Below are 15,179 nucleotides of genomic sequence, written 5' to 3' on the forward strand. Positions count from 1 at the left end.
ACAATTTTTACTTCAGAATATTGTCTAACTTTTTGGGGTCACTTCATTTTGCATTTTATGGGGATTTCTTATTTTATGCCTTGCTCTTGTTCTTTTCCACGCACAGCCCCCACACCACGGTGATGAACATGGTGATGAGCATATCCGGCAGGGTATTGCCCAGCACAAAGTCAATGTTCATCAAGATGCGGTAGATCACAAAGCCCACCAGCCAGATGATCATGCGGGAAGCGGAAAGCTCCTTGGCGGAAGCATCCGAATGCAGGATAAAAGCATCGGCAATCTGCACGGCAATCATCGGGGCAAACACAGAGCCGATGAGGTACAGGAAATCGGTGATATCATCCATGGGGAAAACAATCGCGCCCACGGTGCCAATGACGGTCACGATCAAAGCGACCTGCTTGCCCTTGAACTTGGGGGCGATGGTCTCGGCAGAGATACCGGCGCTCCAAGCATCCAGGAAGGTGGTGGTGACGGTAGAGAACACCACGATCAGCAGGCCGACCACTCCAAGGCCAGCCTGCAGCAGGATCTGGGCGATATCGCTCTGGCCGGTATAGATGGCAGCACCCATGCCAATGAGGTACATCCAGCAGGAAACAACGCCGTAAGTAACAGTGCTGGCCAGGGTAGCGGCAAAGGGCTTTTCGGCTTCGCGGGTGTAATCGCTGATGAGCGGCAGCCAGGACAGCGGCATGGCAACGGCCAGCTCCACGGCAGCGCCAAAGCTGAGGGAATCATCCTGCGCGGTCATGATACCGTTGCCGCCAAAGAAGATGACCTTGCACATAACAAGGGTCAGCACGAACAGCAGCACCATAACCACCTGGTTGATGCGGCCCAAGTCGGTCAGGCCGATCAGAATCCAGACCAGGATCAATGCGCCGATAACAAGGCACCACAGCCAGGCACCCACACCGGCAATGCCGTTTGCCGCCAGCGCGCCGTCATAAATCATGATGGCTGTCCAGCCGACCAGCTGCAGCACGTTGAGGGCGGCAAACCACAGGCTGCCCTTTTTGCCAAAGCTGAGCTTGGAGGTTTCCATGGCGGAAAGCCCGGTGCGCCCGCCGATGAGACCGGCAAAGAACATCATGGTGCAGCCGATCAGATGGCCCAGCAGGATTGCGGCAAAGCCCTTGGCCATGCCGAGGGGGGCAAAGTAAGTGCCGGTCAGGATCTCAGCAATGGAAACACCAGCGCCGAACCAGATCAGGCTGTTTTGGAATACAGAAGTCTTTTTCATGCTTCGGCCTCCTTGCTCCACTCGTTATCCAATGCAAAGGCGTGGTTCATGGGGCCGGAGCCATGGCCCAGGTCCAGCATGGCGGCCAATGCGCCGGAAATATACGCCTTGGCGCGGCGCACAGCGGTTTCCAGATCATAGCCCTTTGCCAGGTTGGAGGCAATGGCGCTGGACAGGGTGCAGCCGGTGCCGTGGGTGTTAGGGTTATCAATGCGCTGGCCGTTGAACCAGGCGGCGCTGCCATCGGTCAGCACCAGCAGGTCGTTGGCATCGTTCAGGTTATGCCCGCCCTTGCACAGCACATTGCAGCCAAATTTCTGGCTGATCTCTTTCGCGGCGTTTTCCATATCGGCGGCCGTCTTAATGCTGTGGCCGCACAGGATCTCCGCTTCGGGGATGTTGGGGGTAATGACTTCCGCCAGGGGCAAAAGCTCAGTTTCCAGCGCGGTAACTGCGTCCGGTTCCAGCAGGGCTGCGCCGGAGGTTGCCACCATCACGGGGTCCACCACGATATGCTTTGCGCCGTACTGCCGCAGCTTTTGGGCGATCACGCGGATCAGCTCCTGAGAGCTGACCATACCGATCTTGACAGCATCCGGGTAGATATCCGTAAACACGGCATCCAGCTGCTGCGCTAAAAATTCCGGCGTTGAATTCAGGATGCCGGTCACCCCAGTGGTGTTCTGGGCGGTCAGGGCGGTGATGGCGCTCATGGCAAACACGCCGTTCATCGTCATGGTTTTGATGTCGGCCTGAATTCCGGCGCCGCCGCTGGAGTCACTGCCAGCGATTGTCAATGCTGTTCTCATGTTTTTCCTCCTGTTGCCCGTATCGGGCGTGGTTCAGCATCAGGTAAAAATATCCGCCGTGCAAGGTGGTGCCCCCAATGCACAGCGCACCAACAGCGATAGGATGTATCGAACACCCCAAAGCTGCAAGGTCATATTATAACTGCCCGGCCAGGCGGTACAGTTCCCGGCTGGCAGCGCAGGGGTCGGCCTGGGCAAAAATGGCGCTGACAACGGCCACACCGGCCAGCCCCCTGCCCTGCAGCTGCAGCAGGTTGGCGGCGTCAATGCCGCCGATGGCTACAACGGGGATGTTGACCGCCGCCGTTACCGCGCGCATGGTTTCAGCAGTAACAGGGTGGGCGTCCAGCTTGGTGCCGGTCACAAAGGCCGCGCCGCAGCCAAGGTAGTCCGCGCCGTCGGCCTGGGCGGCCAGCGCTTCGGCAGCGTTATGGGCCGATACGCCCAAAATCTTATCCGGCCCCAGCAGGGCGCGGGCGCGCTTAGCGGCCATATCGCTCTGGCCCACATGCACGCCGTCCGCCCCGGCTGCCAAAGCAATCTCGACATTATCATCAATCACAAACGGCACATGACGGAAGTGGCACAGGGCGGACAGTTCCTCGGCTTCGGCCAGCAGGTCGTGTTCGTCCAGGCATTTTTCCCGCAGCTGCACAAAGGTTGCCCCGCCGTCAATGGCCTGGGCCACTACATCGGCAAGGCGGCGGCCGTTCAGCCAGGTGCGGTCGGTCACAGCGTACAGGCGCAGCTGCTGCGGCAGAACTTTCATAAACAAAACCTCCAAAAAAGGCAAAACAAAAAACGGGCGCGCCGGAAAAAGGCGCACCCGCTTTGTACACGAATGTTGCATTCTCCCTACGTTGGCATTACCCACATCAGGTTCATCGGGTCGGAACCGATTGTTCCCTCTCAGCCATAGTGGCTCCCCATAACAGGTACTATCATACCCCTTTTTGCGGATAAAAACAAGACCTTGACAAAATTCCCGTAAGTGTTTATGATGGGTAACGAAATCAGGGGAGCCTTTTTGGCTGAGAGGAAGCGCTGCTTCGACCCTTAATACCTGATGTGGACCATGCCACCGTAGGAAGACTTTCAACTGTTTTGTTCTGTCTTTTTTGCAGGGGCTCCGCGTTGGGCCCCTGCTTTTTGTATCATATCAGGGCCGGCCCGTTGGGCCGCCTTAGGGGAAAGGAAGGAAAACAGGCATTGTGCCCGAAGCTGCGGGGGAGCGCCCGGAGCTTTGTGATTCAGCGATGGGAAGCCGTGTTCCGGCGTGAGAGGAAGCCAGCAAGCTTCGACCGAACAGCGGGGAGAAGTGTTTGCCCGCTGCGCCCGTACAAGGCGGCTGACGGCAGATGCCTGCGGCAGCCTTCCGCTTTTTTGTTATATTGAAAAAGGAGTACTCGATATGAAAAAGTCCAATACCAAAAAGCTGGCTCTGGCCGGTGTTCTGTGTGCCGTTGCTGTTGTTGGCAGCATGTTTTCTTTCCCTGTTTTTGGCAGCAAGTGCGCGCCGGTGCAGCACATGGTCAATGTACTGTGCGCCGTTCTGCTGGGGCCCTGGTACGGCGTTGGTGCCGCATTTGTGGCCAGCCTGCTGCGCAACCTGCTGGGCCTTGGCAGCCTGATGGCGTTCCCCGGCAGCATGTGCGGCGCTTTGCTGTGCGGCATTGTCTACCACAAAACCCACAAGCTGCTGCCCACTTTGATCGGTGAGGTGTTCGGCACCGGCATCATCGGCGGTTTGCTGGCATGGCCGGTCGCTATCCTGTTTATGGGCAAGGCCGCCGGCGATATTGCGTTCTATGCCTACATTGTGCCGTTCCTGGTTTCCACCGTGGGTGGTTCCATCATTGCCGGCATCATCCTGTTTGCGCTGGAAAAGAACGGCACCCTGAAATCCATGCAGAACGCCCTGAACAAGTAACACGAGGTTTGTATTTATGTCCGTATCCGCACCGCTGGCCGCCATCCGGGCGCAGCACCCGCTTCTGCACTGCATTTCCAACATTGTTTCTGCCAACGACTGCGCCAACCTGGCGCTGGCCATCGGGGCAAGCCCCATCATGGCCCAGGCCCCGCAGGAAATGGCCGACATTGCCGCTTTGGCCGGCGCCGTTGTGCTGAACACCGGCACCCCGGACGAAGCCAAGTTCGCCGCTGCCCGCACCGCCGGTGCCACGGCAAACCGCCGCAGCATCCCTGTTGTGCTGGACCCAGTGGGTGTGGGCGCAAGCCCCTGGCGGCTGGCAAACATCCAGAGCCTTTTGCAGCAGGTGCAGCCCGCCATTGTGCGGGTGAACGCCGGGGAGGCCGCCGCCCTGCTGGGCCTTGGCGGCAGCGAGCACGGGGTGGACAGTCTGACCGCCCCAAAAGCGCCCGCCGGGCTGGCCGCAGCGTTGGCGCAAAAGCTGAGGTGTGTGGTGCTGCTTTCCGGCACCGAGGACCTGATTGCCGATGGGCAGCAGCTCTGCACCGTGCGCGGCGGCAGCGACCGGATGCGCACCGTGACGGGGGCCGGGTGTATGCTTTCCGTTTTGTGTGGGGCGTTTGCCGCCGTACAGCCGGGGGATGCCTTTACCGCTGCCGTGCAGGCCGCACGGTTCTGGAAAGCCTGCGCCGAGCAGGCTGAGGACCATGCCGCCGGGGCGGGCAGCTTCCGCGTGGCGCTGTTTGACACGGCGGGCAGCATGACGGATGAAGTATTTGCCGGGGAATAATTTTTATGGTGGCAACTTAGGGCAATACCGCATAATTCTAAGTGCCGATACGGCGAGCGAGGTGCGGCAGATGCCAAGCCAAAAGCGCAGATAATACTGGATGCTGCAAAGGTGAGCGCCGCCAGTGGCGGAAACAGCGAACCGAAGCAGGGGCAGCGGTCGCAGAGTGCGAGGGGCTTTTGCCCCCGAAGCACGATGCGGGTACCGCAACCCGACATTATCGAGCATTTTGGCAACGCAGATGCCGTGCCGCAGCTGCCGGAGCGGTGCTTAAGCCGCAAGGCGGGAATTGTGCGGTGTTGCCTTAGTTGTACAAGTGCGTTTTCCACCCCCCGTACCCTGCTAGTGACTGATAAAACCATTGCCTTCTTTGTAGGGCGGGGTCACTGACCCCGCTGCTCCCCTGCCCTAACACAAACAAAAATCAGCAAGGCCCGATACCGGGGTGAATCTCACCGCACGGTATCGGGCCTTGCTCTATATTGCTCTATATTTTATGTATTGCTTCCCCGTTTGCCTGCTTTACCCAATCAGGCCGCTGTTCTTGACAGCCTGGACGGCTTCGGTGATTTTTTCCACCGGCAGGGTCAGGGCAAAACGGACGTAGCCTTCACCGGACGGGCCAAAGCTGGAGCCGGGGGTGCAGATCACGCCGGCTTTTTCAATCATTTCCATGCAGAACTCCATGCTGGTGCCGTGCCCCTGCGGGACCGGTGCCCAGACGAACATGGAGCCGTGGCTGTCCGGCACATCCCAGCCGATGGAGCGGAAGCCCCCGCACAGGGCGTCGCGGCGGCGCTGGTATTCGGCACACTGGGCCTTGATGGGCTCCAGCGGGCCTGTCATAGCGGCAATGGCGGCTTTCTGCTCCGGGATGAACTTGCCGAAATCGATCTGGGTGCGCAGCTTCTTGCATGCGGCAATCACATCGCGGCGGCCCACCAAAAAGCTGATGCGCGCGCCGGTCACGTTGAAGCTCTTGCTCAGGGAGAAGAACTCGACTGCGCAGGTCTCGGCGCCGGGAATGTTGAAGATGCTGTGGCCCACGGCACCATCAAAGATGATATCGCTGTAGGCGTTATCATGGATGAGCAGAATCTTATGTGCATTGCAGAAATCCACGATCTCCTGGTACAGCTCCGGGCTGCCCACGCTGCCCACCGGGTTGGCCGGCAGGGATACGATCATCATCTTGGCCTTATCAGCCACATCGTCGGGGATCTCCTTCACATTGGGCAGGAAGTTATGCTCTTTGGTCAGGTGGTAGTAGTACGGCACGCCGCCGCCCAGCTTGACACCGGTAATGAACACCGGGTAGCAGGGGTCCGGCAGCAGCACCACATCGCCGTCGTTCAGCAGGGCAAGGCCCATGTGGCCCATGCCGTCCTGGCTGCCGTTAAAGCTCATGATCTGGTCCGGGGTTATGCCGTCCACATCAAAGCGGCGCTTGTAATAAGCGCACACGGTATTCAGCAGTTCCGGCAGGTCCCGCAGGGAATACTTCCAGTTTTCGCTCACCATGGCGGCATCGCACAATGCCTGCTTGATGTGCGGCATCGGCTCAAAGTCCGGGGTACCGACCGAAAGATTGTACAGCTTTTTGCCCTGTGCTTCCAGGGCCACCTTTTTATCATTCAGGGCGGCAAAAATTTCCGCGCCGAACAGGTCCAGCCGTTTTGAAAATTCCACTTCAAATGCCATGATTTTCTATCTCCTCTCCCAAGCCTGAGGTTATCCTCTATCCGGCAATACCAAATCATTCTAAGGCAATACCGCATAATTCTAAGTGCCGATACGGCGAGCGAGGTGCGGCAGATGCCAAGTCAAAAGCGCAGATAATACTGGATGTCTTATCGAGCATTTTGGCAACGCAGATGCCGTGCCGCAGCTGCCGGAGCGGTGCTTAAGCCGCAAGGCGGGAATTGTGCGGTGTTGCCATAAGCGCCGATACAGCGGGAATCATCTGGTATTGCTCTATCTCACTTTGCACGCTGAGCGCACAAATAGGCATCAATATCAAAGTCCAACAGCTGCGTATCCTTTTTTAAGTACAGCGGGTGGTGCGGCTGGCCGGATTTTAACAGCGGGCCTGCCGTGTACCACTTTGCGCCTGCCGCTTTGCCGTCGGCGGCAAAATCCCGCATACAGTCCATCAGGTAATCCCGTTTCAGGATGATGTTCCCCCACGCCGCCCACACGGCAGGCTGGTCCGATAAAGACAGCAGATACCGGAACGCCTTGCGGTTTTCCGCGTGCAGGGCGGGGTTCAGCGCATGCTCCATATCATCGGGGCGGGTGGCGCGCTGGGCGTACACGTTGAACATCAAAAAACTGTCATACCCGTTAGCCAGGGCAATGCGCTGGGCGCTCTGCAAGGTGGGGTCCAGGGCATCCGGGGCCGCGGTGGATGGGTTGATACCTACGCAGATCAGCGGCTTTTTACCGCGGGTGCCCAAAATGTAACGGTACTCGGAGTAGGTATTGGGCACATACAGCCAGCGGGCCGCATCATAATCCGGGGAAGGCTGCAGCGCCGCCTGCAAAGCGGGTTCAAACAGCGCCAGTTCCAGCCCGGCGGTGGGACCTTTTGGGATATGCATACAAGAAACCTCCTGAGGTACAGTTAAAAAGCTGCGTTTTGGACCGCATCGTAATTACTATACCACCGCCGCACACCTTGCGCAAGAGGGAACCGCGTGATATAATACCCTTTAACCTTTCAAGATTTTATGCAACAGACTTTTTCAAAAAGGACGTGTTAAGATGGAAAAGCGCCACAATTATGCGGCTGCCGGATTCCTGCTGCTGGGGATCGGCGCAGCGGGGCGGGCGTTCCTGGGTGTGCCGGAAGGCGTTACCATGGCGGAACTGAGCCTGACCGTGCTGCTGGTGATCGGCGCCCTGCTGCTGACACGGCAGGGGCTGGCTGCGCTTGTGTGCGGGTTGGCGGCCACGGCACTGGAGCTTGTTTTGTGCGGTTCCTGGGTGCAGACCGGCGGGGCTTTGGCCGCTGCTGCGCCGTTTTTGCGGCTGGCTGACCTGTGGCTGCTGCTGGGCCTTGTGTGGGGCAGCCTGCCTGCGGCCCGCCGCGCTGTGGACGACCTGAAATACACCCGCTCCACCCGCATGATGCTGGTTGCCTGCGGGGTGCTGCTGGCTGCCCACACGGTGTTGCGCATTGCCAGCCTTGCTGCGCCTGCCAGCGTGCCGCTGGGCAAGGCTTCTTCCGGCAGCTTTGTGGTATTTTCGGTACTGCTGCTGTGGTACACTGTGCTGATGGTCAAAGCCTACAACGTTCAGCGCACCAAACATTGAGCATACGGCCGTTCTGCGCCCTTTGGGGCGCGGGATGGCCGTATTTTTATTCTATTATTTTGCGCGGAATCTCTTTACATCTTTAATGCATAAAAGTATAATAAATTCATCTATTCCCGCGTAAGTTGGTGGGTTGTGGATGAAGAGGAATGGAAGAGGTTCGGAAGAGATTAGAAGAGGAGTGTATATTCATGCAACTTGATCTTTCCCGGTTTTCACCGGCTGAGCGCAGCACTTTGCAGCTGCGTGTATTATACGAGGGTGCAGGCTACCGCAAATTTCGCTGCTCCCATTTTGAGGAATATTCGCTTTATCAGCAAAACGAGCGCTTTCTTTCGGATTCCCAGGTCATTACCTTTACCGACTTGGACGGCAAGCTGCGCGCCATCAAGCCGGACGTAACGCTTTCGATCGCCAAGAACGCCCAGCCCACCGCCGGGGAATGCAAAAAGTATTATTATACAGAGCAGATCTGCCGCCCCAGCCGCGAAAGCCACACCTTCTCGGAGATCAGCCAGATGGGCCTGGAGTGCATCGGTGCGGTTGGCGCTGCCGAACAGGCCGAGGTTGTGCGCCTTGCGCTGGAAAGCCTGGCCAGCCTGGAAGTTCCCACCGTGCTGGAAGTCAGCCATATGGGCTTTGTGACCGCCCTGCTGGACACCCTGCATGTGGATGCCGCCGCCCGCCCGCGCCTGTTGGAGCTGCTGCGCGACAAAAACGCCCACGAACTGCATGCCGCCGCGCTGCAAAGCGGGCTGGATGAAGCCGCCGCCAACGCGCTGACCGCTATTTTAAGCCTGCACGGCCCCTTTGGCACCACGCTGGCCGCCGCTCGCAGCCAGTGCCAGTGTGAAGCCCAGCAGGACGCCCTGCTGGAACTGCAGAGCCTGCAGAATGAACTGGGCGATGCCGGACGCGGCATGCAGCTGGATCTGAGCCTTGCCGGTGATATGGAATATTACAACGGCCTGGTGTTCAGCGGCTATGTGGCCGGGGTGCCTCGTGCCGTACTGAAAGGCGGCCGGTATGACCTGCTGGCTCAGCGCTTTACCCCCGGTGCCTGCGCCCTGGGCTTTGCCCTTTACCTGGACGAGCTGGAGCGCCTGAGCGCTCCCCTGCCGCCGGTGCAGCAGCAGGGCACCGAGCGCCAGTGGCTGAACATCGCCCTGCCCAAAGGCCGCCTGGGCGATAAAGCCTATGGCCTGCTGGCCGCTGCCGGGTATGAAGCCAACGAAAACTACAACGAGACCCGCAAGCTGGTGGTGGAGAACCCCGAAGCCGGGGTGCGGTACTTCCTGGTCAAGCCCAGCGACGTTGCCATTTATGTGGAGCACGGCGCTGCCGACATTGGCATTGTGGGCAAGGATATCCTGACCGAATCCGGTGCCGATGTGTACGAGCTGCTGGATACCGGCATGGGCAAGTGCCGCATGTGCGTGGCCGGCCCCAGGAACTTTGTGGACGATGAAAGCCGCGCCCTGCGCGTTGCCACCAAGTTTGTGAACATTGCCCGCGCCCATTACGAGAGCATTGGCCGCGATATTGACATCATCAAGCTGAACGGCTCCATTGAGCTGGCTCCCATCCTGGGGCTTTCGGATGTGATCGTGGATATTGTGGAGACCGGCACCACCCTGAAAGAAAACAATCTGACCGTACTGGAAGAGTTCATGCCCATTTCGGCACGGTTCATTGCCAACAAAGCCAGCTACAAATTCAAGTACGCGCAGCTGACCGAACTGCTGAACAAGATGAAGGAGGCGCTTGCCAAATGATCCGCATTTTTGAGTTTGACGCTTTGAAGCCTGAAGAAATCCTGAACCGTGATATCCGTGCGGAAGCCAGCGTAGAAGCAACCGTGGATGCCATTATCGCCGATGTGCGCGCCCGCGGTGATGCCGCCCTGAAAGATTACGCTCTGAAATTTGACCACGCCCAGCTGGACGAGCTGCGGGTGAGCCAGGCGGAAATTGACGAAGCCTTTGAAGCCGCCGGTGAGGATTTTGTGACTACCCTGAAGATGGCTGCCGCCAACATCCGCGCCTTCCATGAACACCAGGTCCACAAGAACTTTGTGATGAACGATACCCCCGGCATTGTGCTGGGCCAGAAATATACCCCGATTGAAAAAGCCGGTGTGTATGTGCCGGGCGGTACCGCCGCTTACCCCAGCACCGTACTGATGGATGTGATCCCCGCCAAGGTGGCCGGTGTGAAGGAGATCGTGATGACCACCCCCGCCGGGCCGGATGGCAAGGTGAATCCCTCCATCCTGGCTGCTGCGGTGATTGCCGGTATTGACAAGATCTTCAAGACCGGCGGCGCCCAGGCCGTGGCCGCGCTGGCTTACGGCACCGAGAGCATTCCCGCGGTGGATAAGATCGTCGGCCCCGGCAATATTTACGTTGCCACCGCCAAGCGCAAAGTGTTCGGCAAGGTTGGCATTGATATGATCGCCGGGCCTTCGGAGATTCTGGTGCTGGCGGATGGCAGCTGCAACCCCGCCTGGGTGGCAGCCGACCTGCTGAGCCAGGCCGAGCATGACAAGCTGGCCAGCCCCGTGCTGGTAACGGACAGCGCCGAGCTGGCCAAGGCCGTACAAGCCGAGCTGGAAGTGCAGATCCCACAGCTGCCCCGCGCCGCCATTGCCCGCGCCAGCGTGGACACCAACGGCAAGATCATTGTGACGGACGATATGAACAAGGCCATTGACGCCGTGAACATCATTGCCCCGGAGCATTTGGAAATTTGTGTGGACGACCCGTTCGCCGTTTTGAACAGCGTAAAGAACGCGGGCAGCATTTTCCTGGGCAAGAATGTGCCGGAAGCACTGGGCGATTATTTTGCCGGCCCCAACCACACCCTGCCCACCAGCGGCACGGCACGTTTTTCCAGCCCGCTGGGCGTGGACGATTTTGTGAAAAAGTCCAGTTTCATTTATTACACCCGCGATGCCCTGGGCAAAGTTCAATCCCGCATTGCCGATTTTGCCGAGCATGAGGGCCTGCACGCCCACGCCAAGAGCGTTACCATCCGTTTTGAAGACCAGTGAAGGATGGGGTACCGGAGCGGAAGGCCAACCGTTTAGCAACATATAATTACAGCCAATCCGGTGTGTATTTCATTACGATTTGTTCCAAAAACAAGCGTTGCACCTTTGGAACGATTGTAGGGGGCGGCGTCCCCGACGCCCCGCGAACCCGATTGTCACCAACCGGTAAAATTGTTGCACGGCAGTTGGGGAATATGATTGCATTTTATTCCCATGTGCGGATTGAAAAATATGTTGTAATGCCCAATCACATCCATTTATTGATTGCCATTCAGCAAGGCCCATCCGGGGCGTCGAGGACGCCGCCCCCTACATCCGCCCGCGCAAGCCAGGTCATCCCGATGTTTATCTCCACTTTGAAACGGCTGACCAACAAAACTGCCGGGCATGCACTCTGGCAGCGCGGATATTACGACCACATCATCCGCTCCCCGGACGATTACAACACCATCTGGCACTACATCGACACCAACCCCGCCAAATGGGCGCAGGATACACGTTATGTCACGGACTTTCCTGATCCGGTGCGGCAGCCCGGCTGCTGCACCAACAAAGAGGTGACCCAAATGAGCCGTTATTTTACCAAAACGCTGGCTGCACTGGAGCCTTATACCCCCGGCGAGCAGCTGAAACTGCCTGACCTTGTCAAGCTGAACGCCAACGAAAACCCCTACCCGCCTGCCCCCGGCGTGGCGGCGGCGGTGGCCGGAGCAGTGCCAGGGCTGCGGCTGTATTCCGATTTGACCGAAGCCGCGCTCTGCGCCGCCATTGCCCGCCACTGCGGCGTGCAGCCGGAAAATATTTTGTGTGGCAACGGCAGCGATGAAAACCTGCTGCTGGCGTTGCGCGCTTTCTGCGATGAAACCCACCCGCTGGCATTTGCCGATATCACCTACAGCTTTTACCCGGTTTTGTGCGATTTGTTGCACATTCCGCAGCATGTGATCCTGGTGGAGGAAGATTTCTCGCTGGATTTGAGCAAGTACCACGGCCTGAATGAGACCATCGTGATTGCCAACCCCAACGCCCCCACCACCCTGCTGCAGCCGGTGGCCGCCATTGAGGAAGTGGTGCGCACCAACCCCGACAGCATTGTGATTGTGGACGAGGCGTACATTGATTTTGCCGGGCCAAACGCCAGCTGCGTTCCGCTGACCAAGAAATATGACAATGTGATTGTGGTGCAGACCTTCTCCAAATCCCACAATCTGGCCGGTGCCCGCGTGGGCTTCTGCGTGGCAAACCCGGAGTTGATTGCCGATATGAACCGCATCAAGTTCAGCTATAGCCCATACAACGTCAATTCCCTCTCCCAGGCTGCCGCCGTGGCCGCCATGGAGGATGAGAATTACTTCCGTGATACGGTGGGCAAGATCTGCGCCACCCGCGCCGACACAATGGCCAAGCTGCGGGAGCGCGGTTTTACCGGGCCGGATTCCGCCACCAACTTTTTGTTCGTTACCACCAGCCGCATGCCCTGCAAACAGATTTTTGAGCGCCTGCGGCAAAAAGGCGTGCTGATCCGCTATTTCAGCGCCCCGCGCCTTTCCGATTATCTGCGCATCACCATCGGTACCCCGGAACAGATGCAGCGATTCTTTGAGGAGCTGGATTTGATTTTGGGGTAAAGTGGCATGGGGACGGAATTACCAGACCGCAAAGGGAACCGGTTAAAGGGGTATGATTACAGTGCCCGCGGCGTGTATTTTGTTACCATATGCACCCAAAACCGTGTATGTAACCTTGATTCCGTTGTAGGGGCCGATGCTCGCATCGGCCCGCATGACGGGCTCAACCCTGATGTGCATATTGAATTATCACCGCTGGGCCGCATTGCTGAACAGGCATTATTGCAAATGGATGGTTTGCTGCATTATGTAATTATGCCAAACCATATTCATTTTTTGGTGGGCATCCAACCCAAAGCGGACGGGAGGATGCAGGCATCGTCCCCTACAAATATTTCCCAGGTTGTCCGCATTTTCAAAGGGCGCGTTGCTCACAGGGCCGGGCATTCCGTATTCCAACGCTCTTTCTACGACCACATCATCCGCACTGAAAACGATTACTGGGCCATTGTGCAATAAAACCCACTCAAATGGGTTTTGGACCCACTGTATCAGGAGGGAACACCATGAACCTGTATGACAGAATTAAACCCGGCAAACGGCGGCGTGGCTGGGGCGGGGCGGTGTTCCTGGCGGCGGCCTGTGTGGTTCTGGTAATCTGCATTGGCACCATTGGCTGGGCGGCGCGTTACCACCAGCGCTACCGCAGGTTTTCCACCGATTTTGCCGCCAGTGTGGAAAACGCGGGCAAGATCGGCGCTGCGCTGACCCGCAACGGCGAAACCTCCTCCCTGGACCCGGATGCCAGCAGCCGGTTATGCCGGTTGATCTGCGCCGCCGGGGCGGGCAAAGTGCAGCCAAGCTGCCCGCAGGGGGAGCCGCTCACCGTCCGCTACCACAGCGGCGCGGTGCTGGACTTGTGGGAAGTGGAAATACCCGAAGAGACCGCCAAAAACCCCACCGGCGTTTTTGTGCGTTATACCTTTGCCGATGGAACGGTTTACCAATATGACACAGACCAGATCCAAATGAACGAGGTCCGGCTGGCCCTGGGGCTACATTAACCCCAGGTATTAAGAGGGGCGCTGCAACAGCAGCATACAAAAAGGGGGAACGTATATGATCGCAATTATTGATTACGGCGTGGGCAACTTGTTCAGTCTGGCTTCCAGCCTGGAAAGCCTGGGGCTGGAAACCAAAGTGACCCGCGACGCTGCCGCCATCCGCGCGGCGGACCACATCATTCTGCCCGGTGTGGGCGCGTTTGCCGATGCCATAGCCAAGCTGGAAGCCACCGGCCTGGTGCCCGTTATCAAGCAGGAAGTGGAGCACAAACCGCTTTTGGGCATCTGCCTGGGCATGCAGCTGCTGTTTGAAAAAAGCTATGAGTACGGCGAACACACCGGCCTTGGCCTGATTCCCGGCGAAGTGTGCCCGCTGGCAGACGATTTGAAAGACCCCAGCCTGAAAGTGCCGCACATCGGCTGGAACCGGCTGGACATTGTGCCGGGGCGGGAAAATGACCCGCTGTTCAAGTACACCAAGCCCGGTGAGTATGTGTATTATGTGCACAGCTTTTACGCCAAAAACTGTGCCGCCAACACGCTGGCTGCCAGTGAGTACAGCATCCCGGTAACGGGCGCTGTGAAAAACGGCCTGGTATACGGCACGCAGTTCCACCCCGAAAAATCCGGCGATACCGGCCTGTGCATGCTGCGGGCCTTTGCAGAATTGTGAGGTGCAGCCATGAAGTTATATCCTGCCATTGATCTGCGCGGCGGGCAGGCCGTGCGCCTGTACCAGGGCGATTACGACCAGATGACCGTTTACAATGCAGACCCCGCCGCCCAGGCACGGGAGTTTATTGCCGCCGGGGCCAAGTACCTGCATGTGGTGGACTTGGACGGCGCCAAGGATGACACCACCGCCAACATGACCACCATTGCCGCCATTGCTAAGCAGGGCGGGCTGTTTATCGAGGTCGGCGGCGGCATCCGTGACGAAGCCCGCATTGAACAGTATCTTTCCCTCGGCGTGGGGCGCTGCATCCTGGGCACCATTGCCGTAAAGGATTTTGATTTTACCGCCCGCATGGCGCAGAAATACGGCCCCAAAATTGCCGTTGGCGTGGACATGCGCGATGGCCTTGTGGCTGTGAACGGCTGGAAAGAAGTCACCCCCGAACCGGGCGTTGCTTTCTGCCGCCGCTGTGCCGAAGCTGGCGTGCAGGCGATCATCGCCACCGATATTTCCCGCGACGGCACAATGCAGGGCACCAACATGGACCTGTACCGTGAGCTGTTGCAGATTTCCGGCCTGGAGATCACGGCATCCGGCGGCATTGCCCGCATGGAAGAGCTGGCGGAGCTGCAGGCCATGGGCTGCCACGCCGCAATTTTGGGCAAATCCATCTACACCGGCGCCATCGACCTCAAACAGGCTGTGGCACTGTATCAGGAATAA

The 15,179-nt window shown here is 58.4% G+C and carries 15 protein-coding genes and 2 riboswitches; of the genes, 10 read left to right on the forward strand and 5 right to left on the reverse strand.

Annotated features, from left to right (window positions below):
• Nucleotides 1-73: 73 nt before the first annotated feature.
• The 3 genes from cytX to thiE form a co-directional block, all read right to left on the reverse strand.
• Nucleotides 74-1,249, reverse strand: a complete 1,176-nt coding sequence (gene cytX / locus PG062_RS13535; protein WP_270752643.1) for a putative hydroxymethylpyrimidine transporter CytX — start codon at nt 1,247-1,249, stop codon at nt 74-76.
• Nucleotides 1,246-2,058 carry a bifunctional hydroxymethylpyrimidine kinase/phosphomethylpyrimidine kinase gene (gene thiD / locus PG062_RS13540; protein ID WP_114000926.1) on the reverse strand — a complete coding sequence of 271 codons (813 nt, stop codon included), beginning with the start codon at nt 2,056-2,058 and terminating at the stop codon, nt 1,246-1,248. Before thiD ends, cytX begins: the two co-directional genes overlap by 4 nt.
• 136 nt (nt 2,059-2,194) lie before the next feature.
• Nucleotides 2,195-2,827: a thiamine phosphate synthase gene (gene thiE / locus PG062_RS13545; protein WP_270752644.1), complete on the reverse strand. Its 633-nt coding sequence runs from the start codon at nt 2,825-2,827 to the stop codon at nt 2,195-2,197.
• 66 nt (nt 2,828-2,893) lie between these two features.
• Nucleotides 2,894-2,997, reverse strand: a riboswitch (TPP riboswitch).
• 66 nt (nt 2,998-3,063) lie between these two features.
• A riboswitch (TPP riboswitch) is annotated at nt 3,064-3,165 on the forward strand.
• A 304-nt stretch (nt 3,166-3,469) separates the two neighbouring features.
• Here thiE and thiW point away from each other — a divergent pair.
• Nucleotides 3,470-3,988 carry an energy coupling factor transporter S component ThiW gene (gene thiW, locus PG062_RS13550; protein WP_114000927.1) on the forward strand — a complete coding sequence of 173 codons (519 nt, stop codon included), beginning with the start codon at nt 3,470-3,472 and terminating at the stop codon, nt 3,986-3,988.
• A 16-nt stretch (nt 3,989-4,004) separates the two neighbouring features.
• Nucleotides 4,005-4,781 (forward strand): hydroxyethylthiazole kinase, encoded by a 777-nt coding sequence (gene thiM / locus PG062_RS13555; protein WP_270752645.1) that lies wholly within the window; start codon nt 4,005-4,007, stop codon nt 4,779-4,781.
• A gap of 522 nt (nt 4,782-5,303) precedes the next feature.
• On the opposite strand, the gene PG062_RS13560 is transcribed toward thiM, so the two are convergent.
• Together PG062_RS13560 and PG062_RS13565 are read right to left on the reverse strand one after the other, a co-directional pair.
• A complete protein-coding gene (locus tag PG062_RS13560; RefSeq protein ID WP_270752646.1) occupies nt 5,304-6,482 on the reverse strand; it encodes a pyridoxal phosphate-dependent aminotransferase in 1,179 nt (392 codons plus the stop codon).
• A gap of 278 nt (nt 6,483-6,760) precedes the next feature.
• Nucleotides 6,761-7,381, reverse strand: coding sequence for a DUF1643 domain-containing protein (locus PG062_RS13565; RefSeq protein ID WP_270752647.1), 621 nt, complete (start codon nt 7,379-7,381; stop codon nt 6,761-6,763).
• 163 nt (nt 7,382-7,544) lie between these two features.
• Between PG062_RS13565 and PG062_RS13570 the strand changes: the two genes are divergently transcribed.
• The 8 genes from PG062_RS13570 (at nt 7,545) to hisA (ending at nt 15,179) form a co-directional block, all read left to right on the forward strand.
• On the forward strand, nt 7,545-8,096 hold the full coding sequence (locus PG062_RS13570; RefSeq protein WP_270752648.1) for a hypothetical protein: 552 nt from the start codon (nt 7,545-7,547) through the stop codon (nt 8,094-8,096).
• 191 nt (nt 8,097-8,287) lie between these two features.
• Nucleotides 8,288-9,871 (forward strand): ATP phosphoribosyltransferase, encoded by a 1,584-nt coding sequence (hisG, locus tag PG062_RS13575; RefSeq protein ID WP_270752649.1) that lies wholly within the window; start codon nt 8,288-8,290, stop codon nt 9,869-9,871.
• Entirely contained in the window at nt 9,868-11,148 is a 1,281-nt protein-coding gene (gene hisD, locus PG062_RS13580) for a histidinol dehydrogenase (RefSeq protein ID WP_114000857.1), read from the forward strand. Before hisG ends, hisD begins: the two co-directional genes overlap by 4 nt.
• A gap of 356 nt (nt 11,149-11,504) precedes the next feature.
• Nucleotides 11,505-12,776: a histidinol-phosphate transaminase gene (gene hisC / locus PG062_RS13585; protein ID WP_408611418.1), complete on the forward strand. Its 1,272-nt coding sequence runs from the start codon at nt 11,505-11,507 to the stop codon at nt 12,774-12,776.
• Between the two features lie 6 nt (nt 12,777-12,782).
• Entirely contained in the window at nt 12,783-13,235 is a 453-nt protein-coding gene (locus tag PG062_RS13590; RefSeq protein ID WP_270752651.1) for a transposase, read from the forward strand.
• Nucleotides 13,236-13,282: 47 nt separating this feature from the next.
• Entirely contained in the window at nt 13,283-13,780 is a 498-nt protein-coding gene (locus PG062_RS13595; protein ID WP_114000854.1) for a hypothetical protein, read from the forward strand.
• 55 nt (nt 13,781-13,835) lie between these two features.
• Nucleotides 13,836-14,453 carry an imidazole glycerol phosphate synthase subunit HisH gene (hisH, locus tag PG062_RS13600; RefSeq protein ID WP_270752652.1) on the forward strand — a complete coding sequence of 206 codons (618 nt, stop codon included), beginning with the start codon at nt 13,836-13,838 and terminating at the stop codon, nt 14,451-14,453.
• Nucleotides 14,454-14,462: 9 nt separating this feature from the next.
• Entirely contained in the window at nt 14,463-15,179 is a 717-nt protein-coding gene (gene hisA, locus PG062_RS13605; protein WP_114000852.1) for a 1-(5-phosphoribosyl)-5-[(5-phosphoribosylamino)methylideneamino]imidazole-4-carboxamide isomerase, read from the forward strand.

This window comes from Gemmiger qucibialis (assembly GCF_027689445.1).
Classification (GTDB): domain Bacteria; phylum Bacillota; class Clostridia; order Oscillospirales; family Ruminococcaceae; genus Gemmiger; species Gemmiger qucibialis.